The organism is Pseudomonas moraviensis subsp. stanleyae, from assembly GCF_036283065.1.
In the GTDB taxonomy this organism is placed as follows: domain Bacteria; phylum Pseudomonadota; class Gammaproteobacteria; order Pseudomonadales; family Pseudomonadaceae; genus Aquipseudomonas; species Aquipseudomonas stanleyae.
Map to the genome: position 1 here is coordinate 445972 of NZ_JAADJI010000001.1, position 24229 is coordinate 470200.

General features: G+C 60.2%; 24 protein-coding genes. 10 read left to right on the forward strand and 14 right to left on the reverse strand.

Going from position 1 to position 24229, the window contains the following annotated elements; genetic code table 11:
- The first annotated feature begins 67 nt into the window (after positions 1–67).
- On the forward strand, positions 68–349 hold the full coding sequence (locus tag GXB78_RS01850; RefSeq protein ID WP_329513913.1) for a DUF3077 domain-containing protein: 282 nt from the start codon (positions 68–70) through the stop codon (positions 347–349).
- A gap of 42 nt (positions 350–391) precedes the next feature.
- Here the strand turns inward: GXB78_RS01850 and GXB78_RS01855 are convergent, their stop codons facing one another.
- Positions 392–1057, reverse strand: coding sequence for an RES family NAD+ phosphorylase (locus GXB78_RS01855; RefSeq protein ID WP_408005100.1), 666 nt, complete (start codon positions 1055–1057; stop codon positions 392–394).
- An 11-nt stretch (positions 1058–1068) separates the two neighbouring features.
- Positions 1069–1476, reverse strand: coding sequence for an MbcA/ParS/Xre antitoxin family protein (locus GXB78_RS01860; protein ID WP_329513915.1), 408 nt, complete (start codon positions 1474–1476; stop codon positions 1069–1071).
- 312 nt (positions 1477–1788) lie between these two features.
- Here GXB78_RS01860 and GXB78_RS01865 point away from each other — a divergent pair, with 312 nt between their 5' ends.
- Positions 1789–2715 (forward strand): LysR family transcriptional regulator, encoded by a 927-nt coding sequence (locus tag GXB78_RS01865; protein WP_329513916.1) that lies wholly within the window; start codon positions 1789–1791, stop codon positions 2713–2715.
- On the opposite strand, the gene GXB78_RS01870 is transcribed toward GXB78_RS01865, so the two are convergent.
- From GXB78_RS01870 to GXB78_RS01910, 9 genes are all read right to left on the reverse strand, one after another.
- A complete protein-coding gene (locus tag GXB78_RS01870) occupies positions 2632–2949 on the reverse strand; it encodes an AzlD domain-containing protein (protein ID WP_329513917.1) in 318 nt (105 codons plus the stop codon). The genes GXB78_RS01865 and GXB78_RS01870 overlap by 84 nt on opposite strands.
- Positions 2928–3644: an AzlC family ABC transporter permease gene (locus tag GXB78_RS01875; RefSeq protein ID WP_039756466.1), complete on the reverse strand. Its 717-nt coding sequence runs from the start codon at positions 3642–3644 to the stop codon at positions 2928–2930. Before GXB78_RS01875 ends, GXB78_RS01870 begins: the two co-directional genes overlap by 22 nt.
- Positions 3641–4018, reverse strand: a complete 378-nt coding sequence (locus GXB78_RS01880; RefSeq protein ID WP_042608609.1) for a GNAT family N-acetyltransferase — start codon at positions 4016–4018, stop codon at positions 3641–3643. Before GXB78_RS01880 ends, GXB78_RS01875 begins: the two co-directional genes overlap by 4 nt.
- Before the next feature lie 79 nt (positions 4019–4097).
- Positions 4098–4844: a 2OG-Fe dioxygenase family protein gene (locus GXB78_RS01885; RefSeq protein WP_329513918.1), complete on the reverse strand. Its 747-nt coding sequence runs from the start codon at positions 4842–4844 to the stop codon at positions 4098–4100.
- Positions 4845–5075: 231 nt separating this feature from the next.
- Positions 5076–6380, reverse strand: coding sequence for an OprD family porin (locus GXB78_RS01890; RefSeq protein ID WP_329513919.1), 1305 nt, complete (start codon positions 6378–6380; stop codon positions 5076–5078).
- Positions 6381–6840: 460 nt separating this feature from the next.
- Entirely contained in the window at positions 6841–7053 is a 213-nt protein-coding gene (locus GXB78_RS01895) for a hypothetical protein (protein WP_150637940.1), read from the reverse strand.
- Between the two features lie 244 nt (positions 7054–7297).
- The gene (gene aguA, locus GXB78_RS01900) at positions 7298–8404 is read right to left on the reverse strand and encodes an agmatine deiminase (RefSeq protein ID WP_329513920.1); all 1107 of its coding nucleotides are present in this window, start codon (positions 8402–8404) and stop codon (positions 7298–7300) included.
- Entirely contained in the window at positions 8404–9282 is an 879-nt protein-coding gene (gene aguB / locus GXB78_RS01905; RefSeq protein ID WP_329513921.1) for an N-carbamoylputrescine amidase, read from the reverse strand. The genes aguA and aguB overlap by 1 nt, the downstream gene beginning before the upstream one ends.
- Before the next feature lie 305 nt (positions 9283–9587).
- A complete protein-coding gene (locus GXB78_RS01910; RefSeq protein WP_329513922.1) occupies positions 9588–12500 on the reverse strand; it encodes an aminotransferase in 2913 nt (970 codons plus the stop codon).
- Positions 12501–12661: 161 nt separating this feature from the next.
- On the opposite strand from GXB78_RS01910, the gene rfbC reads away from it, so the two are divergent.
- The 4 genes from rfbC to GXB78_RS01930 are packed head-to-tail and all read left to right on the forward strand — an operon-like array spanning position 12662 to position 16889.
- Complete coding sequence (gene rfbC, locus GXB78_RS01915) at positions 12662–13207, forward strand: dTDP-4-dehydrorhamnose 3,5-epimerase (RefSeq protein WP_329513923.1); 546 nt, start codon at positions 12662–12664, stop codon at positions 13205–13207.
- A gap of 42 nt (positions 13208–13249) precedes the next feature.
- Positions 13250–15058 (forward strand): sensor histidine kinase, encoded by a 1809-nt coding sequence (locus tag GXB78_RS01920; RefSeq protein WP_329513924.1) that lies wholly within the window; start codon positions 13250–13252, stop codon positions 15056–15058.
- Complete coding sequence (locus GXB78_RS01925) at positions 15055–16437, forward strand: sigma-54-dependent transcriptional regulator (RefSeq protein ID WP_329513925.1); 1383 nt, start codon at positions 15055–15057, stop codon at positions 16435–16437. Before GXB78_RS01920 ends, GXB78_RS01925 begins: the two co-directional genes overlap by 4 nt.
- Positions 16434–16889 carry a YiiD C-terminal domain-containing protein gene (locus GXB78_RS01930; protein WP_329513926.1) on the forward strand — a complete coding sequence of 152 codons (456 nt, stop codon included), beginning with the start codon at positions 16434–16436 and terminating at the stop codon, positions 16887–16889. The genes GXB78_RS01925 and GXB78_RS01930 overlap by 4 nt, the downstream gene beginning before the upstream one ends.
- A 199-nt stretch (positions 16890–17088) precedes the next feature.
- Here the strand turns inward: GXB78_RS01930 and cysQ are convergent, their stop codons facing one another.
- Together cysQ and nudE are read right to left on the reverse strand one after the other, a co-directional pair.
- A complete protein-coding gene (gene cysQ / locus GXB78_RS01935; protein WP_329514026.1) occupies positions 17089–17916 on the reverse strand; it encodes a 3'(2'),5'-bisphosphate nucleotidase CysQ in 828 nt (275 codons plus the stop codon).
- Between the two features lie 7 nt (positions 17917–17923).
- Positions 17924–18493 (reverse strand): ADP compounds hydrolase NudE, encoded by a 570-nt coding sequence (gene nudE, locus GXB78_RS01940; RefSeq protein ID WP_329513927.1) that lies wholly within the window; start codon positions 18491–18493, stop codon positions 17924–17926.
- Between the two features lie 88 nt (positions 18494–18581).
- Between nudE and yrfG the strand changes: the two genes are divergently transcribed.
- A complete protein-coding gene (gene yrfG, locus GXB78_RS01945; RefSeq protein ID WP_329513928.1) occupies positions 18582–19244 on the forward strand; it encodes a GMP/IMP nucleotidase in 663 nt (220 codons plus the stop codon).
- 94 nt (positions 19245–19338) lie between these two features.
- Here yrfG and lysM read toward each other — a convergent pair whose 3' ends face one another.
- Positions 19339–19779 carry a peptidoglycan-binding protein LysM gene (gene lysM, locus GXB78_RS01950; RefSeq protein WP_329513929.1) on the reverse strand — a complete coding sequence of 147 codons (441 nt, stop codon included), beginning with the start codon at positions 19777–19779 and terminating at the stop codon, positions 19339–19341.
- 137 nt (positions 19780–19916) lie between these two features.
- On the opposite strand from lysM, the gene GXB78_RS01955 reads away from it, so the two are divergent.
- From GXB78_RS01955 to GXB78_RS01965, 3 genes are all read left to right on the forward strand, one after another.
- Positions 19917–20804, forward strand: coding sequence for a LysR family transcriptional regulator (locus GXB78_RS01955; RefSeq protein WP_329513930.1), 888 nt, complete (start codon positions 19917–19919; stop codon positions 20802–20804).
- A 92-nt stretch (positions 20805–20896) separates the two neighbouring features.
- Complete coding sequence (fdhD, locus tag GXB78_RS01960; RefSeq protein WP_329513931.1) at positions 20897–21736, forward strand: formate dehydrogenase accessory sulfurtransferase FdhD; 840 nt, start codon at positions 20897–20899, stop codon at positions 21734–21736.
- A complete protein-coding gene (locus tag GXB78_RS01965) occupies positions 21733–24081 on the forward strand; it encodes an FdhF/YdeP family oxidoreductase (protein ID WP_329513932.1) in 2349 nt (782 codons plus the stop codon). The genes fdhD and GXB78_RS01965 overlap by 4 nt, the downstream gene beginning before the upstream one ends.
- Positions 24082–24229: the final 148 nt, after the last annotated feature.

Genomic DNA, 24229 nt, shown 5'->3' on the forward strand with positions numbered 1-24229 from the left:
CGTAATCCGCCTCGCAGTGGCACCGGTCACCTCACTCCACTTCCTTAACCACGGCAGGTGAAGCGAAATGACCAACTACCTCGATCTGAGAACCCCAGGCCTCACGCACTTTTCCTTCCAGGCCAATCAAGCGCTGTTCCGCACCAATCGTGGTGTGCCCGTAATCGCCGCCCTTTCCCATGCCTCACACTTGCTTCACATTTCACGACTGCTCACTGCGGACTCTTCAGTCGCGCGCGATCCTGATCTTCACGCTTATGCCTCGCAGTATTTGCAGGAATTGAGCAAAGCGCTGATCGATGATGTCGTGAAAGTGATGGATACGCCGCCGGACAAGCCGTTGATGTAATCAGCCACGTGAGGCCCTCGTTGATGCGAGGCCTTTTGCGTTTCAGACCTGACTGATCTCAAGTACAAACGAAATCTTCTGCTGACTCGCACTCCACACATAGCGCAAATGCTTGCCCTGCTTCGGAATCGATACCGCTGGAGGTCGAAACGCGGCGACGCATTCATGGCCCGGCAGGCGAACGCTGTTGTAGAGCAGTCCCCACGACTCGGTTTCGCGCAGTTGCCGGGCGAAAACCTGAGACGGCCCATAAGCCTCCGGATCCGGATTGTGCAGCTCGGGGTGATGGTGACGAATATCGTGCAGCGGTTTAACCACACGATTGACGTAAGTGCGCATGGTCAGCTCAAGATCCGCTTCCTGAGTCGCAGCGAGGAATCGCTCTTGGTGATAACAGGTCTCGGCGATGGCCGCAGCCTGGCTGCTGGCGGCGTAATAGACGCCGAAGGTGCCGTCACTGAAACGGCTGCGTTTGCCGACGTGAGTGAACGCGGCCATAACCGGACTGGAACCGGGGCCAGACAGGCGATCTTCGGGACGTACGCGGGCGAGTACACCGGCCTGTTCGATCAGGCGATCATTGGTCAGCGCTTCGATGGCGTACGCAACTTCGAGGTCTTCGGGGTCGAGGACATCTTCAAATAGCGCAATCGGCGGGAAGCTGCTGTTGACGATGCGATAGGCGCGCGGCCATTGCACATCGACCAGCGCCGGCACTTTCAACCGCGGACTCCGTCGAGATAGCGGCGCACATCGGCGATATCGACCACCCTGCCCGCCAGCATGTAATCCAGCGCAGTCTTGCCATTGAACGGTGCCGCGGTGTTCGGGCTGCTGACCCAAGCGTAGGCGCGGTCGCGGCTGTTGCTGAAGATGATGCTCAACGCCTTGTGAATGCCCATCAGATAAGAGATGCGCTCGAGGGTGTCATGGGGCAGGCGTATGTTTGGCAGGTGTTTGTATTTATAGAACGTGGTGTTGCCGACTCCACCGAGCAGGGTGCGTTGTTGCTCGGCGCTACAGCCCCAATGCTCCATGAGGCTGAAGAAGAACTTCAGCGCAACGCGGCCGGCTTCGGGGGCGTCGAGTTGTTCGCGTGGGTTTAACGCAGTAGATGAAGTTGGCATGTGGCCGCCTCCAGAGAAATCATCATGCTTTGAGGTTAGTACATATCTGTACATTTAATCAAAATTAATACACTGATGAACAACCGTGCAGACTTAAAAATCCATGCTTCTCGCACGCATTTTTTGATCTCCATCATCCCCACCCCAGCAAAAACCCCGATCCTCTGTCAGCCTCCAGCCATCGGCGGGGAAATCAATTCGCTACTAAATCCGCGACAACTATGCTCAGGTGCAGGAATATAGCCGGCATATGGCGCCGTTTCGGTCGTCTCGTAAACAACAATACCCAGCCCACTTCAGAGGGCATTACCCATGGATAGCAGAACCTTACGCAACCTCATGCGCATCGTGCAGACCGGCTCGTTGTCGGCTGCAGCCGAGCATTCGTGCCTGACCGTGCAGGCGTTGGCTGCACAGTTGAACAAGGTCGAAGAGCAGTTCGGTTTCCGCTTGTTTCGCCGTTCCAACAAGGGCCTGACGCTGACGCCACAAGGCACGGAGCTCACGCCCTACATCGACAAAGTGTTGATCGCCACGCGACAGATGGAGGAAAAGGTCGAAGCGCTGAAAGTGCCCGGGCAGCGGACGTTGAAGGTGGCGTTGAACAATACGCTGTCGCCTGACTTCAACCGGCGAATGATCGGACGCCTGATCGAGGTGTTTCCCGATTATCAGATGGAATTCAGCTACGCCGAGTCGATGGAAAATCTCAGCAAGTTGAAGAACGAAGATTTCGATCTCGCCGTGCTGATCGGCCCGCAGCGTCCCGGCTTGCCGAGCATCGTGTTGCCGGATGTGCAGGTGCAGGTGGTCGGTGCGCATTGCGGTCAGGAGAATGATCCGCTGACATTGCTGGGCAACAAGTTTCAGGTGCGTCCTGCGGAAGACTGTCCGTATTCCCACAGCTTTTTGCGTTTTCTCGACGCCGGACTGGGCAATCACGAGAACGGCCAGCGCATGGTCTATTCGTGCAGTGAAACGTTGACGCTGTCGCTGATCACACAGATGGATGCGGTCGGTATGGTCTCGCGTGAAGCGGCGCAGAAGAACGGCCTGACGATCTTCCCCGGTTTCGAGGATTTTCTCGAAGTGCGCCTGGCGGTGAACAATCCGGAGTTGTCGCACCAGGCCCTGAGCGATGTTGTCGATCTGCCGTTACATGAGCGAGCCGAGCGCAATGTACGCAGCCGTCCCCACCGCCACACTGAGAAAGAGGTTTTTGCTGAAATACGCACATAGCAACGTCGGAATCGCGGCATAGAATTCCGGGCGATCGAGCTGAATCTGCCGATCCTTGATCAACAAGGGCGTGAGGCTGATCGCAGCGACGATCGCCACCGGCAGATATTCCAGCGCCCGCGCTACGAACGGCGGCCAGTGTTCGGTGTTGATCTGCAATGGCAAGGCGCGTGGCAGGAAGGTCACGGCCATCATCAGCACCACCACCAGAATCAGGAACGTTTGGTCAGGCATACACCCACTCCGCAGCCCACAAACGTGGCGATAAAGACATTGAAGGGTGAACTGCCGATCAGGCTCAGCGCGCCCATGCAGATCACGGCGGCAGCGGCGGCGATCAGCTTGTTGCGCGTGTTGCACAGCGAGACCAGCACGTAGAGCATCATCGCCGTCAGTGCGTAGTCGAGCTGATATTTGATCAGGTGCGCCGCGTACTGCGCGCAGACCGCGCCGAGTAGACCGCCGAGTACCCACGAGGTGTGGCAGAACAGGTTGAAACCGATCAGATAACGCACATTGACCGGTGCGCCCGTGCCGAGCTTGACGCTGTGGAACGCGAAGGACTCATCGGTCAGGCCACCGGCGTAAGCCCAACGCTCCATGCGGCTCAAACCCAGCGCGCGCAAGGCCTTGGCCATGTACACCGACATGAGCATGTGCCGCGCATTGATCAGGAAAGTGGTCAGCACAATGGTGGTCAGCGACGCGCCGCTGGAGATCAGCGCCAGCGCGGCGAACTGCGAAGCGCCGGCATAGACGAACAAGCACATCGCCACCGGCAGCCACATCGGCAGGCCGGCATTGACCGCCATCAGCCCGAAGACAAACGACACAGTGAAATACCCGGCGACCACCGGGCTGGCTTCGGCAAACGTGCGCGACGGCTGATGAGTCGCCATCAGCGGTGCACTGCCGGACCTTTCATTCATAGATCCCTCTCAAATGTCCGTTCGCCGTGAGGTTCGCAAAAACCCTGGGCGGTCCAGAATCGCTTGCCCGCGAGGTTAGCATCGTCGACGAATAGAAACATCCGCAGCACCCCGACCCGTTTCATGTCGGACGATGCCGCTTCGACCAGGCGCTGGCCAACGCCCTGGCTGCGGTAGCGCGGACTGACCGCCAGATGGTTGATCGTGCCGCGACTGCCGAGCATGCCGCCGAGCACCGCGCCGACGATCTCGCCATCGACATCGAACGCCAGGTACGCCGTGGTGGTTTTCTGGATCAACACGCCGCGCAGGCACTTGGCGTCCTGCCATTCGCAGAACGACACTTCGTCGAACTGGCGAAAGAAGCGTTCCATGCGTTGCGCATCCTTGGCGGTGGCGCGGCGCAATACCACTGGCGTCGAGCACTCGACGCCGTCGATTGGGGTGATCTGATTAGCGAACAATGTCGAAAGCGGTCCCGGGCCGCGAGAAGGAAATTGCCAGAATCTGCCGGTATGCCATGGCATGGGTGTGAGTATTGCGCGCCGGGGTCACGTAATGGCGCATGTCGCGATCCAGGAAGTATGTGGTGTCGAGAATTTCCTCGTAGGTGGTCGCCGCCAGTTGCTGCTTATGGATGTCGTACAGACGACTCTCCGCGCCCTCGACGTTATTGCGCCCCCAGAAGTGCACGCCGCTGAACGGATAGCCGTCGCAGTGAATGCCTTCAGGGGTGATTTCCAGCTGCTTGCCGGGTTTGATCTCGATGCGGATCTGATGGATCTGGCACTGCCAGATTTCATCATGCAACTCTTCCGGCAGCACGCTTTTGTACACTTCGAAATCGGTGTCGATCAGGCTGCGCATCACCGGCGATGTAATCACTTCCTCGGAAAAGTCCTGAAAGTGCCGTACCACGCCGCCGACATAGGCGTTGTTCTGTTTCGATTGCACGTAGGCGCGATGCTCAAGTTGCTTGAGCTCACGGGTTTTCGGGTTGTATTCAAAGTCGCTGTAACGACGGTAGCGCATGCCGGCTTCGGCCTGACCGTAGTAGCTGTCAGGCTCCATGTTTTCCCAACTCTTGGTCAGTCTGACGAAGTCGGCAAAATGACCGTAGAGATTGAAGTCACCACCCTGGACGTTGACAAACTTGTCGCGCCGAAGCGATTCGCCCACTTCTCTGTTCAAAACGATCATTACCAGATTCTCCGCTGCGTTGAACGCCCTAATCTATTAGGTGGAGAATTTGCGTCCATGAGAAAGAATTTCAGGCATTTGAAGTGTTGTTTGAAACGAAACCTGCAGGGCATCGAAAGCAACTTTTACATGACAAAAACACGGGTTTTTTCCGGTTTCGGCTGAGAAACCGTCGAAAAAAAACCCCGAACGAATCGGGGTTTTCTCATTTTTCTTACAGCATTTCGATCATCAGAAGATATTGATCGGATAGTCCACGAATACTCGCACTTCGTTACCGCTGACGTTGTACTCGCTGGATTTCTGCGAGACACGCAGGATCGAACTGCGCAGCTTCACGCTCAGATCTTTGGCCGGGCCACTTTGCACCACGTACTTGAACTGGTTGAAGATCTCGCGCTCGGTGCCGCCTTCGCTGGTGGACGTGGTGATGTTGTCGCCACGCACGTAAGCGAAGTTGTAGCTCAGACCCGGTACGCCGAACGAGCCGAAGTCCAGGCCGTAGCCCAGCTGCCAGCTGCGTTCGTCTTCGGCGTTGAAGTCGGACCAGTAGGAGTTGGCCAGGTAGATGGAGTTGCCACCGTCGCCGACGCGGTGCTGGTCTTTCTGATAACCGCCATAGGCGTAACCAAGGTTGCTGTCGCCAGTGGAACGCTGGTGCGCCACGGTGAACGAGTGCGGGCCGGTGGCGAAGGTGGCTGCCAGGCTCCAGATCTTGTTGTCGCGACCAGTGACGATGCTTTCGCCCGGTATGGTGTTTTCGCGCACGTACGAGCTGTCGAGCTTGGTGCGGTAGCCATTGAAGTCCAGGGTAAGCGACTGGTCCTTGTTGAACGGGATCACGTAGTTGGCGTTCACGTATTGTTTCTTCAAGACGTCTTCAACGTCGGACGCGTACAGTGCGCCTTTGAAGTGTTCGGTGAACTGATAGCTGCCGCCCAGCACGTTGATCGACTTCAGGCCGCCGCTGTCACGGCCTTCATCGCTCTTGCGCGACTCGGCGGTGAAACGACCGGCGTTCAATTCCAGGCCTTCGATCTCACGGGAGGTGATCAAAGTCCCGGTATAGCTTTCCGGCAGCAGACGTACGTTGTCGTAGCTCAGCACCGGCAGGGCCGGCATCTGGTCGCCGTAGGTCAGTACGGTGTTGGACACACGGAACTTGACCGCAGCGCCGCCCTTGGCGATGTCGTGGTTCGCGCGACCGTCGTTTTCCTGCTTGAAGAAGTCGATGCCCTGCGCGCCGGTACGACCCTTGCCGCCGTCCAGACGCAGCGCGTATAGACCAAAGGCGTCAACACCGACACCGACGGTGCCCTGGGTGAAGCCGGACGAGAACGTGCCGATCGCCGCTTGGCCCCACTCGGCTTTGTCCGGGCGACCGTCTTTGTAATCACGATTGATGTAGGCGTTGCGCAACAGCACTTTCAGGCTGCTGTCTTCAACGAAACCCTTGGATTCGGCCTGGTCGTTAGCCATGCCCTGTGTAGCACTCAACATCCCCAGTGCGATCAGACTGATTCGCTTGTTCAACATTTTGTTTTCCTTATTACGGGTTGAAACGCGCTGTGTCGAACGGCTGAAACGGCGCTTTTGCACTCTTGTATTCACCCCGAAACAAAAAGACCCGCCAACGAAAACGTCATGGCGGGCCTGCTCCTTGTTTTGAGTCATGGCGGTTAGCCACAGGCGCTGGGCCGAATCGTAGCCGCGCCCTGAACAGTGTGTCAATTTCAAGAATCGTCTTTAAATAGGCGAAAAACGTCTAAGAAACGTAAATTCCTAGCGGGCGGATTGCAGAAAAATGGAGTTGAGCAGGGAGTTTTGGTCTGTGGGAGCGAGCCTGCTCGCGAAAGCGGTGGCCAGTCAACAAGGCAGTGAAAGTGCTGACGCCTTCGCGAGCAGGCTCGCTCCCACATTGAACCGAAGTGTACAAATGTCAGTGCAAAAAAAAGCGCCGCCATCCCGGCAGCGCTTTTACCAATCCCTATTGTTCTTATCCTTCCATCACATCCCACAAGGCTTCCAGCTCGGCCTCGCTGAACAGGCCAGCGGGGTAGCGCTCGATCATCATCCGGCGCGGATCAGGTTCTCTGATCTGACGCGTTCCATTGGACTTCAACCAGTGCGCGACAAGCTGGAGCGATTCGCCGTTGACGGCCATGGGATGCACAGTCCGCTCGCTGACTACGTTCACTTCGGCGTTCATTTCAGCGCTCTCCCCCGTTCATGAGCGGCTACGTTATCCAAGGTTTGTGACAGAACTGTTGAAGTTCCCCTCCCTCCCTAGTGCATCAGGAGCAATACAAGAGCTATGCCAAAGCGATTTGAATGTCGACCGGCGGATACAAACAAGCCCGCGGTCCTGACGGGCCGCGGGCTTGCTTTCATGCGTAGCGAGCTAATCATTGCCTGGTTGTTTTGCTAACCAACTCAAGCTGTTACGACTCAACTCACTCTTTGTGCGGCGCTGGCTGTTGTTGGGTAAGGCAGTGAATATTGCCGCCACCCAGTAACAGTTCGCGCCCCGGCACCATCACCACTTCGTGTTGTGGGAACAGCTTCTGCAGGATTTCCCTGGCTGGGGCATCCATCGGGTCGTCGAAACTTGGCGCGATGATGCCGCCGTTGACGATCAGGAAGTTTACGTAGGAACCGGCCAGACGCACGGAAGGGTTGCGCTCCTGCGAACCGTCCACCGGATCAACTCCGGCGCATTCTTCTTCGGTCGCATACAGCGGCCCCGGAATCGGCATTTTGTGCACCGTGAACGGGCGGCCCTTGGCGTCGGTGCTGTTTTGCAGCACTTGCATCGCGGCCTGACAGCGCGGGTAGTTCGGATCCTGCGGATCATCGGTCCACGCCAGCAACACTTCGCCCGGACGCACGTAGCAACAGAAGTTATCCACATGGCCGTCGGTTTCGTCGTTGAACAAGCCATCCGGCAGCCAGATGACTTTGTCCACGGACAGTTTGTCGCTGAGCACCGCTTCGATTTCTTCGCGGCTCAGGTGCGGGTTGCGATTGCGGTTGAGCAGGCATTCTTCGGTGGTGATCAGCGTGCCTTCGCCGTCGACATGAATCGAGCCGCCTTCGAGCACGAAACCTTGGGTGCGGTAACGCGGGCTGCGCTCGATCTCGAGGATCTTGCCGCCGACCTGCGAATCACGGTTCCACGGTGCATACAGGCCGCCATCGAAACCACCCCAGGCGTTGAAATCCCAGTTCACACCGCGCACTTCGCCTTGGTTGTTGATGACGAAGGTCGGGCCGCTGTCGCGAACCCAGGCGTCGTCACTGGACATTTCCACCACGCGGATATTCGGCACATCGAGGCGCGCGCGGGCGTTTTCGTATTGGCCGGCGGAGACCGCAACGGTCACTGGCTCGAAACGGGCGATGGCTTTGGCTACCGCGACGTGCGCGGCCTGCGCCGGTTTGCCACCCAGACGCCAGTTGTCCGGGCGCTCGGGCCAGATCATCCAGGTCTGGGTTTGAGGCGCCCACTCGGCCGGCATGTAGAAGCCGTCGGCGCGTGGGGTACTTTTCAATGTGGTCATCAGGACTCCAGGGAACCGTCGAGGGTTTTCAACGCGCCGTACAGATTCGGCCGGCGGTCGCGAAATGAACCCCACGCGCTGCGAATATGTTCCAGCTCGTCGAGGTTGAACGTGTGCACAAGAATACCTTCTTCGGTTTTATTCAGCTCCTGCACTTTTTCGCCGAACTGGTTGGCGATGAACGAAGACCCATAGAAGGTGATGTCGTAGCCGTCCTGTTCTTCGTTGCCGATGCGGTTACTGGCGATCAGTGGCATCAGGTTGGCGCCGGCATGGCCCTGCTGCACACGTTGCCAGTGATCGCGCGAAGAAATGCTCTTGTCGTGCGGCTCGCTGCCGATCGCGGTTGGATAAAAGAGAATCTCCGCACCTTGCAGGGCCATGCTGCGCGACGCTTCCGGGAACCACTGATCCCAGCAGATGCCGACGCCGATTTTCGCGTAACGGGTGTTCCACACCTTGAAGCCAGTGTCGCCCGGGTTGAAGTAATACTTTTCGTGATAGCCCGGGCCGTCGGGGATGTGGCTCTTGCGGTAAATCCCGAGGTTGCTGCCGTCGGCGTCGATGATCGCGATGCTGTTGAAACGCGCCCGGCCGGCCAGTTCGTAGACGCTAACCGGCAGCACTACTTGCAACTCTTTGGCGATTTTCTGGAAATGCTTGATGGCCACGTTCTCTTCAACCGTCGTCGCCAGTTGCAGGTAATCCGGATTCGGCTTCTGGCAAAAGTACGGCGCCTCGAACAGTTCCTGGATGAGGATGATCTGCGCGCCTTTGGCGGCGGCTTCGCGCACCAGCCTTTCAGCGGTTTCGAGGTTGGCTTCAAGGTCCCACGAACAGGCCATCTGCGTGGCGGCGACGGTAACGATACGGCTCATGAATCATCTCCGGGCTTGTGCTTTGACGGTCAAGAAATTCGACCGAAAAGAAAACGCGCGCACCGGACAAGAGATCGCCATGCCGGGGCAATGGCGACTTTATAGCCGATAAATATCGACTTTAAAAGCTATAGATCCGGAAATATTCTATTTAAACGTTTAGTAAACCGATACAAATCGAATTTAAGGCCGAAAACAAATGTGGGAGCGAGCCTGCTCGCGAATGCGCTGTGTCAGTCACGGCATGTGGTGACTGATACACAGCTTTCGCGAGCAGGCTCGCTCCCACAGGGGATGTGCCTTGCTTACACGCCTTCGGTAAGCACCCGATCCAGCATGTCGACGAAGAAATCCACACTCTGGCGCGACGTCACCATCGGTGGCTTGATCTTGAGAATATTCAGGTAATCACCGGTCGGCTGCATGAAGATCCCCAGATCACGCAGACGATCACACAGCAACGCAGTCTCGGCGGTCGCCGGCTCCAGCTTCTGCCGATTGCGGATCAACTCAAGCCCCAGATAAAACCCGGAGCCGTGCACCGCGCCTACCAGCGGATGTTTATCGATCAACGCTTCAAGCCGCGCCTTGAAGTGGCCTCCGACCACCTGCGCGTTTCCCCATAGCTTTTCTTCTTCCATGACATCGAGCACTGCCATGCCGATCTGACAACTCACCGGGCTGCCGCCCGCTGAGGAAAAGAAATAGCCCTCGGCCTCCAGCGCCTCGGCGATCTCCCGGCGGGTGATCACCGCGCCAAGTGGCTGACCGTTGCCCATGCCTTTGGCCATGGTGATGATGTCCGGCACCACGCCCTGATCCTCGAAACCCCAGAAAAAATGGCCCATGCGCCCGTAACCGACCTGCACTTCGTCAGCGATGCACAGCCCGCCCTGCGCGCGCACCCGTGCATACACCTGTTGCAGATAACCCGGCGGCAAAGAAATACCACCGGCATTGCCATACACCGGCTCGCAGATGAAGCCGGCCAGTTGGCGCTTCTGCTCGGCCAGTTTTTGCAGATGATGTTCGACGCTGCGCACGTAATCCGGCGCCGAATCGGGGCCGCGGAATTCGCCGCGATAGGTGTTCGGTGCGGTCACTGGATGCACCCAGTCCGGGCGACTTTCCAAGGCCTTCGGGTTGTCGGCAATCGACGTCGACACCGCATCGGCGCCGACCGTCCAGCCGTGATAGGCCTCGAGCACGCTGATCATGTCGCGCCCGCCGCTGTAGGCCCAGGCCAGGCGAATCGCCAGGTCATTGGCCTCGCTGCCGCTGTTGACCAGAAACACTCGATCCATGCCCTTCGGTGCGAGCTTGAGCAAGCGCTCGGAAAACTCAGCGACCGCCGCATAGTTGAAGCGCGAGTTGGTATTGAGCAGCGACCACTGCCGTGCTGCGACCGCCGCCATCCGAGGGTGGCCGTGGCCAAGCACGGCGACGTTATTGAGCATGTCCAGATACGAACGGCCCTGCATGTCGATCAGGTGATTGCGCCAGCCGCGTTCAATGCGCGGCGGGTCGACGTAGTAGTGTTTTTGCGTGCGGGCGAAACTGGCATCGCGGCGTTCGAGCAGGGTTTGCGAGTCCAGCTCCGGTTCGGCGTCGCAGGCCAGCCCGAGCAACGTCGCCGGCGACGGGCATAACGCCTGCCAGGCCGGTGCACGGCACGGCGTGCAGAACAGCGGCGCGTCGAGTTCTGCTCCTCGGCACAATTGCACAATCAGCGGCCCAGTGACTCCACCGAGTTTCTGGCCTTTATCCAGTGTCGCGCCATGCTCAAGGATTGCCGTCACGCCCCAGAGACGAACATTGAACAGCGGGCCACAGAGTTGCAGCGCACCGTCCGCCGTTTGACTCAGGACGCCCGCGAACGGTGCTTGCACTTCGCTTCCAGTCGGCACGCGTAATTCGACATGCAACGGCAACGTATCCGGTTCAGTCGCGCTGTCCGGCCGCGTGCGTGACAAGCGGTATTGGCCATAACGCGTCGCCGCCAGCCCATGCACCGCTGCGGCTTCTGACAGCAAGCGTTGATCGATGCCCTGCTGCTCCCAGTTGCCCGCCTCGAAGTGCGGGCTCAACACGCCCAAGTCGATCAGGGCAAATTCGCGCCCGACCAGTCCGGGCAACAGCGGCGCAAATTCTGCCTGTTCGTCCTTCGCCAAGGTCTGGCCCACGGCGGTGATAATTGCCGCCTCCATCAGCGCCAGTGGCACCGAGGTAGCGACGCGGAAGATTTCCCACTCATGACTGAGGTTGTCGCGGCTGTAGGTATTGCCCGGATCGATGCTCACTTGCTGCTCGCCACTGAGCACCAGCACCGCCGCTCGCGCGACGATCAACGGCCACAGCGCTTGCAGTTCTGCGTAGTGCAACGGATTGACCGCGTGATAAGCCTTGATGGCCGGCAGGATGACAAACGGATCGCCATCGGCGTGATGCAGCAAAGCCGCACAGGTTACCGACAGATCGGTGATGCGCCAGGTGCGTACGAGATCCCCGAAATCGATCACGCCCTGCAACTGCCAATGGCGCTGGGCGTCGCGCGCCCAGACGACGTTGTCATCGGTGATATCCATGTGAATCGCCTGCATTGGCAGCGTGTCCAGCAACGGCCGCAAACGGCGCTCGGCCTGCTCGGCAGCCACGCTGATCGCCGCACGCTGCTGCTCGTCTCTGATCACCGGCAACAGATGACCGATCAAAGCGTTGGCGTGACGCGCATCCCATTGCAAGGTGCGCTCAAGGCCCGAGTGATCGAAGCCTGCCAGCGCCAGATCCATCTCGCCACAGAGCCGGCCAAAACCGGCGACCACGTCCTGACCAAGATGATCGAAATCAGTCAGTGGCTGCCCGTCGATGTACTCCAGCAACCGAACATGTACCGCTTCGCCATTGGCTTGCAGCGACAACAGGTCTTCACCGTTATTGGCAGCGATCACGCGAGGCACTTTGATCGCCGAGTGCTCGGCCAGATACTTGAGGCCGGCGTGCTGGGCTTGCAGCTCCACAAGCGCGTAGTCGCCACGACAGACTTTCAATACGAAGCGCCCACGCTCGCTGTCGACGCGATAATTCAGATCCTGCTGGCTGCCCAGCGCCTGCAACGTGCCGACAAGCCCGTAATATTCGGCCAGCCATTGCAGCGCCTGCGCCTCTGAAACCTGCGGACCGGGCAAACTGGCGCGATGAATCAACGTGGCGAGCGGCATGAAACGACCCCTGAAATTTTATTAGGCACTTATATCGCCATTGCCTTGGCGGTTACGCAAGCCCCAGCGCCACTGAATGGCCCAATTCCAACCGAACACTCGCGCCCCGCAGCGCTTTGCGCAAGAATGTCGGCCATTCACACCTGTCTATGGAAATCCTCATGAATGTCATCACCACCGATCTGCCCGGTGTTCTGATCATCGAACCCAAGGTGTTCGGCGACGAGCGCGGTTTTTTCTACGAGAGTTTCAATGCCAAGGCGTTTAAGGACGCCACCGGTCTGGAAACGCAGTTTGTGCAGGACAACCATTCGCGCTCGCAAAAAGGCGTGCTGCGTGGCCTGCATTACCAGTTGCAGAACACCCAGGGCAAACTGGTTCGCGTGACCGTTGGTGAAGTGCTCGATGTGGCGGTGGACATCCGTCGCAGTTCGCCGCATTTCGGCAAATCGGTGGCGGTGCGCCTGTCGGCGGAAAACCATCGTCAGTTGTGGGTACCGGAAGGTTTCGCCCACGGTTTCGTGGTGATGAGCGAGTTCGCCGAATTTCTCTACAAGACCACCAACTACTACGACCCGTCTTCCGAGCGCAGCATTCGCTGGGACGACCCGGCGCTGGGCATCGACTGGCAACTGGACGAAGCACCGAAACTGTCGGCCAAGGATCAGACCGCCGCGCTGCTCAAGGACGCTGACGTCTTCGACTGAGGCCGGGCATAATGCGCCTGTCTCTACAGGCGCATTCGGCTTATGAAACCAACACTTCCCCGCAGACCTCGCTGGCGCAGCCTCGCGCTGTTGGCCCTGTGCCTGGCGCCGCTGCTGTGGCCGCTGGAACATCTCGCCGAACGCTATTACCGCAGCGAACTTGCCGGGCAGAATCGCCAGACCCTCGACCTCTACGTCGCCAACCTGCTCGGCACTCTGCATCGTTATGAGGTGTTGCCGCAGATCCTCGGTGACCTGCCGGCCCTGCGTGCGGTACTTGGCGCGCCGGACGACGGCGTCACCCAAGGCAACGCCAATCGCCTGCTGAAAAACATCGCCGCGCAGACCGGCGCCGAAGTCATGTACCTGATGGACACGTCCGGCCAGACTCTGGCAGCGTCGAACTGGGACAAACGCGACAGTTTCGTCGGCCGCAATTTCGCTTTCCGTCCGTATTTCAGCGAAGCCATGGCCGGACGCCTCGGACGCTTCTTCGGCCTCGGCACCACTTCGGCCAAACGCGGTTACTTCTTCGCCGCGGCTGTGCGCAACGGCGAAAAAATCATCGGCGTGCTGGTAATCAAGGTCGATCTCGACCACACCGAAAGCCTGTGGGGCAAAACCCCGGAACAACTGCTGGTGACCGACCATAACGGCGTGGTCATCCTGACTTCGCGCCCGGAATGGCGTTTTCGCGCCACCCGTGAGCTGAGCGAAACGGAGCGCGCCGCGATCACCGCGATCCAGCCCTACCCAACCCGCGAACCCCGACCGCTGAATCTCAGTCCCGACGCCTGGCTCACGCAGACCCACGACATCGCCGAAACCGGCTGGAGCGTGAGCATCCTCGCCCCGCGCACGTTGATCGACCGCCCGGTGCGCACGGTGGTCGCGATCGGTGGCGCCACGCTGTTGGTGGTCATGCTGCTGGTGGGTTTGATGATGCAGCGTCGCCGGCATTATCTGGAGCGCATCGCCTTCGAGGCCAAGGCCCGCCGCGAGCTGGAAGGCCGGGTTGCCGAGCGCACCAGCGATCTGGAAGGCCTCAACCGCCGTTTGAAACAGGAAGTGCTTGAGCGCGAGCACGCGCAGCAGGAGCTGGTGCGCGCCCAGGACGATCTGGTTCAGGCCGGCAAACTGTCGGCGCTGGGCACCATGTCGGCGAGCATCAGCCATGAACTCAACCAGCCGCTGGCGGCGATTCGCAGCTATGCGGAAAACGCCGAAGTGCTGCTCGATCATCAGCGCACCGAGGATGCGCGCGGCAACCTCAAGCTGATCAGCGAACTGACCGGGCGCATGGCCTCGATCATCGCCCACCTGCGCGCCTTCGCCCGCCGCGATCGCCACGCACCGGAAAGCGTTGCCCTGCAACCGGCGCTGGACGATGCGTTGGCGTTGCTGGCCAAACGTCGGCGCAGCATGGAAGTTGAACTGATCCGCGATTTGCCCGCCGCGACGCTGTGGGTCGAGGCCGGCGAAACCCGATTGCGTCAGGTCCTTGGCAATCTGCTGGCCAACGCCCTTGATGCCCTCACCGAAAAAGGCCCGCCGCGCAAACTGTGGCTGAGTGCCGAAGCCACTGCCGACGGCGTCAATCTGTACATTCGCGATAACGGCCCCGGGTTCTGCATGGAAGCCCTTGGCCGCGCCAGCGAGCCCTTCTACACCACCAAGACCCGCACACAGGGTCTGGGTCTGGGGCTGGCCATTTGTGAAACGCTGATGCGCGCCTTTGGCGGCGAGCTGTCGTTCGCCAACCACAAGCAGGGCGGCGCCCTGATTACCCTGCGCCTGCGCGCCGGCGCGCCCGGAGTCAGCCTGCAACCGTCCGAGGACCGAAGTGCATGACCATCGACAATCGCATCCAGGTAGTGTTGATCGACGACGATCCGCACCTGCGCCAGGCCCTCGGCCAGACACTGGACCTGGCCGGCCTGAAAATCCTGCCACTGTCCGAAGCCAAGGGGCTGGCCGCGCAACTTGAGCGTGACTGGCCGGGTGTAGTGGTCAGCGACATCCGCATGCCGGGCATGGACGGCCTCGAACTGCTCAGTGAATTGCACGCACAGGATCCCGAGCTGCCGGTGCTGCTGATCACCGGTCATGGCGACGTACCGCTGGCAGTGCAGGCGATGCGCGCCGGCGCGTATGACTTTCTGGAAAAACCATTTGCCAGCGATGCGCTGCTCGACAGTGTCCGTCGCGCCCTCTCGCTACGGCGACTGGTGCTGGACAACCGCAGCCTGCGTCTGGCCCTGAGTGATCGCAACGAACTGAGCGCGCGACTGGTCGGCCACTCGACACCGATGCTGCGCCTGCGGGAGCAGATCGGTGCGCTGGCGGCGACCAAGGCTGACGTGCTGATCCTCGGCGAGACCGGCGCTGGCAAAGAGGTGGTCGCCCGTGCGCTGCACGACTTGTCGAGCCGGCGCAACGGCCCGTTCGTGGCGATCAACGCCGGCGCACTCGCCGAATCGGTGGTGGAAAGCGAGTTGTTCGGCCACGAGCCCGGCGCCTTCACCGGCGCGCAGAAGCGCCGCATCGGTAAATTCGAATTTGCCAACGGCGGCACGCTGTTTCTCGACGAAATCGAAAGCATGAGCATGGACGTGCAAGTGAAACTGCTGCGCATGCTGCAAGAGCGCGTCGTTGAACGCCTGGGCGGCAATCAGTTGATCCCGCTGGACATCCGCGTCATCGCCGCGACCAAGGAAGATTTGCGCCAGGCGGCCGATCAGGGTCGCTTCCGCGCCGACTTGTATTACCGCCTCAACGTCGCGCCGCTGCGCATCCCGCCCCTGCGCGAACGTGGTGAAGACGCCTTGGTGCTGTTCCAGCACTACGCCGACGAAGCCAGCGCCCGCCACGGCTTGCCGCCCCATGAACTGCAACCGGCGCAACGCGCCCTGCTGCTGCGCCACACCTGGCCGGGCAATGTGCGTGAACTGCAAAATGCCGCCGAGCGCTTTGCGCTGGGTCTGGAGCTGGCTCTGGACAACAGCGCCGATGGCAGCGGCGGTACGCCTGTCGAAATGGTCAGCGGCGGCCTCAGCGAGCAAGTGGAAAACTTCGAAAAATCGTTGATCGCCGCCGAACTGGCGCGCTCGCACAGCTCGGTGCGCAGCCTCGCAGAGGCGTTGGGTATTCCGCGCAAGACTCTGCATGACAAGTTGCGCAAACATGGCCTGAATTTCGGCGACAGCAGCCACGGAGAAGAGAACGAATGAGCAGCGCGAGCGAATACCTGCAAACGGTGCTGCATCACGACATTCCGCTGACCGCTGAAATGGGCCTCGAGGTGCTCGAGTGGCACGAGCAGCAATTGAGCCTGCACCTGCCGCTTGCGCCCAACGTCAATCACAAGAGCACCATGTTTGGCGGCAGCCTCTACTGCGGCGCGGTGCTGGCCGGTTGGGGCTGGTTGCATTTGCGTTTGAAAGAAGAAGGGATTGCCGACGGACACATCGTCATCCAGGAAGGGCAGATCAGTTATCCGCTGCCGGTAACCGGGGACGCCGTGGCGATTTGTCCGGCGCCGGATGCGGCGGTGTGGAAGCGGTTTGTGGCGATGTATCGGCGTTATGGACGGGCGCGGTTGACGCTGAATACGCGGATCCTGAATGCGGGAAGTGAGGACGAGGCGGTGAGATTTACCGGGCAGTACGTTTTGCACAGCTGAAGATCAAAAGCCCCACTAGCCCTCTCCCGAGGGAGAGGGCACCGATACGGGGATGCTGCAGATTTACGTCGACGTGAAACTGCTTCGCCGAATCCACAATCGACTCGATTCTCCAGGTCGATGCATAGCGCCAGACAACTCGGTCGGCTCCCTCTCCTGGGGGAGAGGGCTGGGGTGAGGGGGATTCCGGATCAGGCAGTTAGCCTCGAGCCAACTCCAACAACCGCGCGCGCCAGGCAGCCTTCGCCGGCAACGCCAGAAAGAATTCATTCAACAGCGATTCCCGCGGCGGATAACTGAACGCCTCGCCGTTCAGATCCAGCACCTCGCCCCCCGCCCCTTCCAGTACGCCCTGCGCTGCCGCCGTGTCCCACTGTGAAGTGGGCGCAAGACGTGGATAGCAATCGGCAGCACCTTCGGCCAGCAGGCAAAACTTCAAGGAACTGCCGATATTGGCCAGTTGCAACTCACCAAGACTCGCGCTCAACCCGGCCAGCAAACGCTCTTGCTCGGGACTTGAATGGCGACGGCTGGCGACCACGGTAAACGCCTCGCCTGGCGCAGGCACATCGCGCACCTGAATCGGCACCGGCGTTGCACCCTTGTCGCCACGCCACGCACCGAGTCCGCCACCGCCGACGTAAAAGCGACCGTTGGTCGGCATAGTTACCACGCCAAACACCACCCGGCCGTGTTCGACCAGCGCGATGTTAACGGTGAACTCTTCGCTGCCACTGATGAACTCCTTGGTGCCGTCCAGCGGATCCACCAGCCACCAGCGCTGCCAACCGGCGCGCACGCTCTGCGGGATATCGGCGTCCTCTTCGGACAGCACTGGAATGCTCGGATCAAGCGCCTTCAGCCCGGCAACGATAAGGTGATGCGCAGCCAGGTCGGCGGCTGTCACCGGTGAATCATCGGACTTGGCGGTGACTTCAACGCCGACACGCCAGAACGGCAGAATCGCCTCGCCGGCCTGCAACGCCAGCTCAACCACCGGTGCCATCAACGGATGGGGGAAATTCATCAACGTCTCACTCATAGCTGAACACCCCGCGCTGGCTCAGCAGATCACGAGTCAAATACAGCGCCGCCAATGCGCGGCCTTCGGTGAATTGCGGATTGAGCGCCAGCGCCGACAGTTCGCGCAGATTGACCTTGTCGACCCGCATCGGCTCGGGCTCATCGCCTTCCAGCCGTTCTTCGTAGAGCTCGGTGGCCAGCACCACTTGGATCTTCTGGCTCATGTAACCGGGCGACAGCGACAGCTCGGTCAGATGTTCCAACTGGCGTGCGCCATAACCGGCCTCTTCCTTGAGTTCCCGCTCGGCCGCTGCCAGCACATCTTCGCCCGGCTCGATCAGGCCTTTGGGCAGAGACAGTTCGTACTCGTCGGTGCCGCCGCAATATTCCTCGATCAGCACCGCGTGTTCAGCATCAAGCATCGCGACGATCATCACCGCGCCGTAGCCCGCACCCTTGCCGACCAGACGCTCGTAAGTGCGCTCCACGCCATTGGAAAATCGCAGCTTGAGTTCTTCGACGCGAAACAGGCGACTGGTGGCGACGATCTCGCGGGCGAGTACGGTGGGTTTCTGGCGCATGCAAAGCTCCTTGGCGTGAACGCGCTACTATAACGCGGCTTTCCCGATTGTTTGCGTCGGATATCCTTTCACCGTTCGAGACGTTGCCATGCCTTCTTTACCGTGGTCCGAGATCGATACCGTCCTGCTCGACATGGACGGCACACTTTTGGATCTGCACTTCGACAACCACTTCTGGCTCGAGCATCTGCCCCAGCGCTACGCCGAACTGCACGGCATCAGCCGGGCCATGGCCGAGCTGGAGTTGCAGCCATTGTTCGAACGCCACGCCGGCCAGTTGCAATGGTATTGCCTGGATTTCTGGAGCGCGGAACTGAAATTGTCGGTGCGCGAATTGAAACAGGAAACCGCGCACTTGATCGCCCTGCGCGCGGACGCCGATACCTTTCTCGACGCAATCAAACGCGCCGGCAAACGGGTGATCATGATCACCAATGCCCACCGCGATTCGCTGTCGTTGAAACTGGAACGGATCGAACTGGCGCCCTACTTCGAGCGGCTGATCAGCTCGCATGACTATGGTTATCCCAAGGAGAACCCGCAGTTCTGGGATGCCTTGCAGGCCGACATCGGTTTTGATCCGGCGCGCAGCCTGTTCATCGACGACACCTTGCCGATCCTGCGCAGTGCGCGGGATTTTGGCGTGGCGCATTTGCTCGCAGTGAAAGAACCGGACAGCCGCAAGGGGCCGAAGGACACGGCTGAGTTTGCGGCAGTTGAGGATTATCGCGATCTCATTGCCGGGTTGTGATCCCGCGTTGCGTCCTTCGCGAGCAGGCTCGCTCCCACACTGGAATGCGTTTCAAATGTGGGAGCGAGCCTGCTCGCGAAAGCGGTTTCGCAAGTTATTCAGGAATACGCAGAGTCTGCCCCGGATAGATCTTGTCCGGATGCGACAGCAGCGGCTTGTTCGCCTCAAAGATCTTGTTGTACTGGTTGGCATTGCCATACACAGCGAGGGAAATCGCGCTGAGGGTGTCGCCTTTTTTCACCACGACAAACTTTGCTGCAGCCACCACCGGCCCGGTCACGGTGATATGATCATCCACACTGCCTACGCCCGCAATGTTGCCGACTGCGAGCAAAATCTTTTCCTTTTCTTCCTGGCTCGCCACTTCACCGGTGACCGTCACCTTGTCGCCATCCACGGTCGCCTGCACGTTGGGATTGCCCAGCCCGACCTTGCTGATATGTTCCTTCAACTGCTCACTGGCGTTGGCATTGCCCGGGGTCAGCAGATCAATCAGCTTCTCCCCGGCCTCTTTCACAAAGCTCAACAGACTCATAGCGCACACTCCTTGATTTAGGTTCCAGTCGTCCAAGACTAGACCACCCCAGCCAAACCCGGTTCCAGTCCGACCAATGACGCTGCCGCGCCGCAGGCGGTAGAATCGCCACACCCCGCCAACCGCCCGGAGCGAAGATGGACATCAAGCAGCTGAAATTCCTCATCGCCCTCGACGAAACCCGCCATTTCGGCCAGGCCGCCGCGCGCTGCCACATCACCCAGCCGACCCTGTCGATGCGTTTGCGCAGCCTTGAAGAAGAACTTGATCTGCCATTGGTCAACCGTGGCCAGCGCTTCGAAGGCTTCACCGCGCCGGGCGAGCGCGTGCTGGCGTGGGCGCGCACGGTGCTGGCGGCGTATGACGGCTTGCAGGCGGAAGCGGCGGCCTGTCGTGGCAACCTGATCGGTACGCTGCGCCTGGGTGTGGTGCCGCTGTCGAGTTTCGATCCGTTGCCGCTGATGCAACGCCTGCACGCGGCGCATCCGGAACTGCGCTTCGAGCTGTCATCGCTGAGCTCCGAACAGGTGCTCGAACATCTGGCGAACAACCGCATCGACATCGGCGTGTCGTATCTGGAGCGTCTGGACAGCGAGCGCTTCGATTCGCTGGCCTTCAACGAGACGCGCATGGGCTTGCTCTATGACGAGCGCTCGTTCAACTTCGGCCAAGAACCACTGAGCTGGGAATCGCTGATCGAACTGCCGCTGTGCATGCTCACCAGCGGCATGCACTTTCGCCAGTCCATCGACCACAACTTCCACAGTCGGGGCCTGACGCCGCAGCCGCTGCTGCAAACCGATGCCGTGCATCAATTGCTGCAAGCGGTACATGGCGGCTTCTGCTGCGCGATCATGCCGCTCGACGGCGGCGCGGAAAACCTTGCCGATCATCTGCGCCTGCAACCCATCGAGAATGCCCACACCCTCGCGCCGCTGGGGCTGATCATGCGCCGTGGCGCACCGCGTTCGGCGCTGGCAGAAGCCTGTTTCGCGCTCTATCAGAAATCGCCAAACGACACTTGATCGACGGCATCTATCGGTAGATCGGTAATAGCGATTAGACGTGACAACTTGCCGCGCCTAGTCTTGACCTAGATCAAACCGTCGGTGATGCCATGAACGCCAAGCGCCCAGCCTGCGCGGCGCCAGCAAATGAAGCGCCTGCGCCTGCCGCCAGCCAGACCTATAGCTACAGCGATCTACCCCTTGAGGCATCGGCCAGCACCGCGCTGGCCGAAGAAGTTGCGTTGGCGATCGCCTACAACGGCATCAGCCAGGCAGTGATGCTCGTGACGCCGACCGACCTTGAGGATTTCATCGTCGGTTTCAGCCTCGGCAGCGGCATCATCGAAGACGCCAGCGATATTTACGATCTGCAACTGACAGGCTCAGGCTCGGCGCAATACGCGCAAGTGACCATCGCCAACCGGGCATTCTGGAACCTCAAGCAGCAACGTCGGCATTTGGCCGGCACCAGTGGTTGCGGACTGTGCGGCGTCGAAGCGGTGGAACAGGCGCTGCCCGATCTCAAGGTGTTGCCGGGCGCGGCGTTGCCACCGATCGAGTGGCTTGAGGGTCTGCGCCAGCGCATCGGCGCATTTCAGCCACTTGGCCAGCACTGCGGCGCGGTGCACGCGGCGGTGTTCATGAACGCCCACGGAGAATTGCTGCTTGGCCGTGAAGACATCGGCCGGCACAACGCTCTCGACAAGTTGATCGGCGGGCTGATCCGCCAGAAGATTTCCACCGAGGGTGGGCTGGCGATCGTCACCAGCCGTTGCAGCCTCGAATTGATCCAGAAAGTCTTGCGTGCCGGCATCCAGACCCTGGTCAGCCTGTCGGCACCCACCGGCCTGGCCGTGCAATGGGCCCGGCGCCACAACCTCAATCTCATCCACCTGCCGCAGAAAAGTGCGCCGCGGGTGTACAGCCCCGCGATGGAGAATCAAGCGTGAGCCAACATCATCAAGCCGACCAGAAACCTGTCCCGCGCTACAAGCCTTACAAAGGTGCCGCCGGCGGCTGGGGTGCCCTGATCAGTGTGGCCCAGGCCTGGTTGACCAGCGACAACGCCCTGAAAAACCTGCGCATGATGCTCAAGACCAACCAGAACGGCGGCTTCGACTGCCCGGGTTGCGCCTGGGGTGATTCGCCGGAAAGCGGCATGGTCAAGTTCTGCGAGAACGGCGCCAAAGCGGTGAACTGGGAAGCCACCAAACGCCGTGTCGATGCCAAATTCTTCGCCAAGCACAGCGTTACTTCCCTGCTGGAACAAAGCGATTACTGGTTGGAATATCAGGGTCGCCTGACCGAGCCGATGGTCTACGACGCCGAGTCCGATCGCTACAAGCCGATCAGTTGGGAAGATGCCTTCGCCCTGATCGGCAAGCACCTGCGCAATCTGCCGAGCCCGGATCAGGCCGAGTTCTACACCTCGGGCCGCGCCAGCAACGAAGCGGCGTATCTGTATCAACTGTTCGTGCGGGCTTACGGCACCAACAATTTCCCTGACTGCTCGAACATGTGCCACGAGGCCAGCGGCGTGGCGTTGGCGCAGAGCGTCGGGGTCGGCAAAGGCACGGTGACGTTCGACGACTTCGAACACGCCGACGCGATTTTCGTCTGGGGCCAGAACCCCGGCACCAACCATCCGCGCATGCTCGAACCGTTACGTGAAGCGGTCAAACGCGGCGCTCAGGTGGTGTGTATCAACCCGCTGAAAGAGCGCGGCCTGGAGCGTTTCCAGCATCCCCAGCACCCGATCGAAATGCTCACCAATGGCGACAAGCCAACCAACACCGCATATTTCCGCCCGGCACTCGGCGGCGACATGGCGGTGCTGCGCGGCATGGCCAAGTTCCTCCTGCAATGGGAACGCGATGCGCAAAAGGCTGGCGAACCGGCGGTGTTCGACCATGACTTCCTCAATGCCCACAGCACCAACGTGCTGGAGTATCTGGCCATCGTCGACGACACCTCATGGGAGCAGATCGTCGAGCAGTCGGGCCTGACGCTGGTCGAGATCGAGCAGGCCGCGCGCATGTACGCCAAAGGCAAGAACGTGATCATGTGCTGGGCCATGGGCATCACCCAGCACCGTCATTCGGTGCCGACCATTCAGGAAATCGCCAACCTGATGCTGCTGCGCGGCAACATCGGCAAACCAGGCGCCGGCCTGTGCCCGGTGCGCGGCCACAGCAACGTGCAGGGCGATCGCACCATGGGCATCAACGAGCGTCCGCCGGTGGCGTTCCTCGATTCGCTGGAGCGCCGCTTCCAGTTCAAGGTGCCGCGTCATAACGGTCACAACGTGGTCGAGGCGATTCATGCGATGGCCGAAGGTCGCGCCAAGGTCTTCATCGGTCTGGGCGGCAACTTTGCCCAGGCCACGCCCGACAGCTCACGCACCTTCGAAGCGCTGCGCAACTGCGATCTGACCGTGCAGATCAGCACCAAGCTCAACCGCAGCCACCTGGCTCACGGTAAAGATGCGCTGATCCTGCCGTGCCTGGGCCGCACCGACATCGACATCCAGAGCGAAGGCCCGCAAGCGGTGACCGTGGAGGACTCGTTCAGCATGGTCCACGCCTCCAACGGCCAGTTGCAGCCGCTGTCGAACCAGATGCGCTCGGAGCCGTCGATCATTGCCGGGATCGCTGCTGCGACGCTGGGCAGCCAACCGGTGGACTGGAACTGGCTGGTGGCCGATTACGGGCGCATTCGCGAACTGATCGCCGACACCATCCCGAATTTCAAGGACTTCAACGACAAGATCAAAAACCCGGGCGGCTTCTATCTGGGCAACTCGGCGGGCGCACGCAAGTGGAACACGCCCTCGGGCCGTGCCAACTTCCGCGCTAACCAGTTGCCGAAAGATCTGGTTCACGAGCGCACTCGCGCCACTGGGCAAGTGCCTGATCTGATCCTGCAATCGATGCGTTCTCACGATCAGTACAACACGACGATTTATGGTCTCGATGATCGTTATCGCGGCGTGAAGGGCCAGCGCGACGTGTTGTTCGTCAACGAGGCCGACATCATTCGTCTGGGCTTCCGTCCGGGACAGAAGGCCGACATCGTCTCGTTGTGGGACGACGGTCGCGAGCGCCGGGTGAAAGGTTTTACATTGTTGGCGTTCGATATTCCTGCGGGGCAGGCGGCGGCGTACTATCCGGAAGTCAATCCGCTGGTGCCGCTGGAGAGCACTGGCGATGGCAGCCACACGCCGACGTCGAAGTTCATTGCGATCCGGCTGGAAGCGGCGAGTGAGACGGGGTTGATCATGGCTGAATCCGCTTAACCGCGGAGCCAGATCCGGTCCCTTCGCGAGCAGGCTCGCTCCCACAGTTGGAATGCGTTTCAAATGTGGGAGCGAGCCTGCTCGCGAAGGCGATCAACCAATCAACAGATCTGCGGCGGCGAAAATTTCCGACCGCCCACAAAAAAGG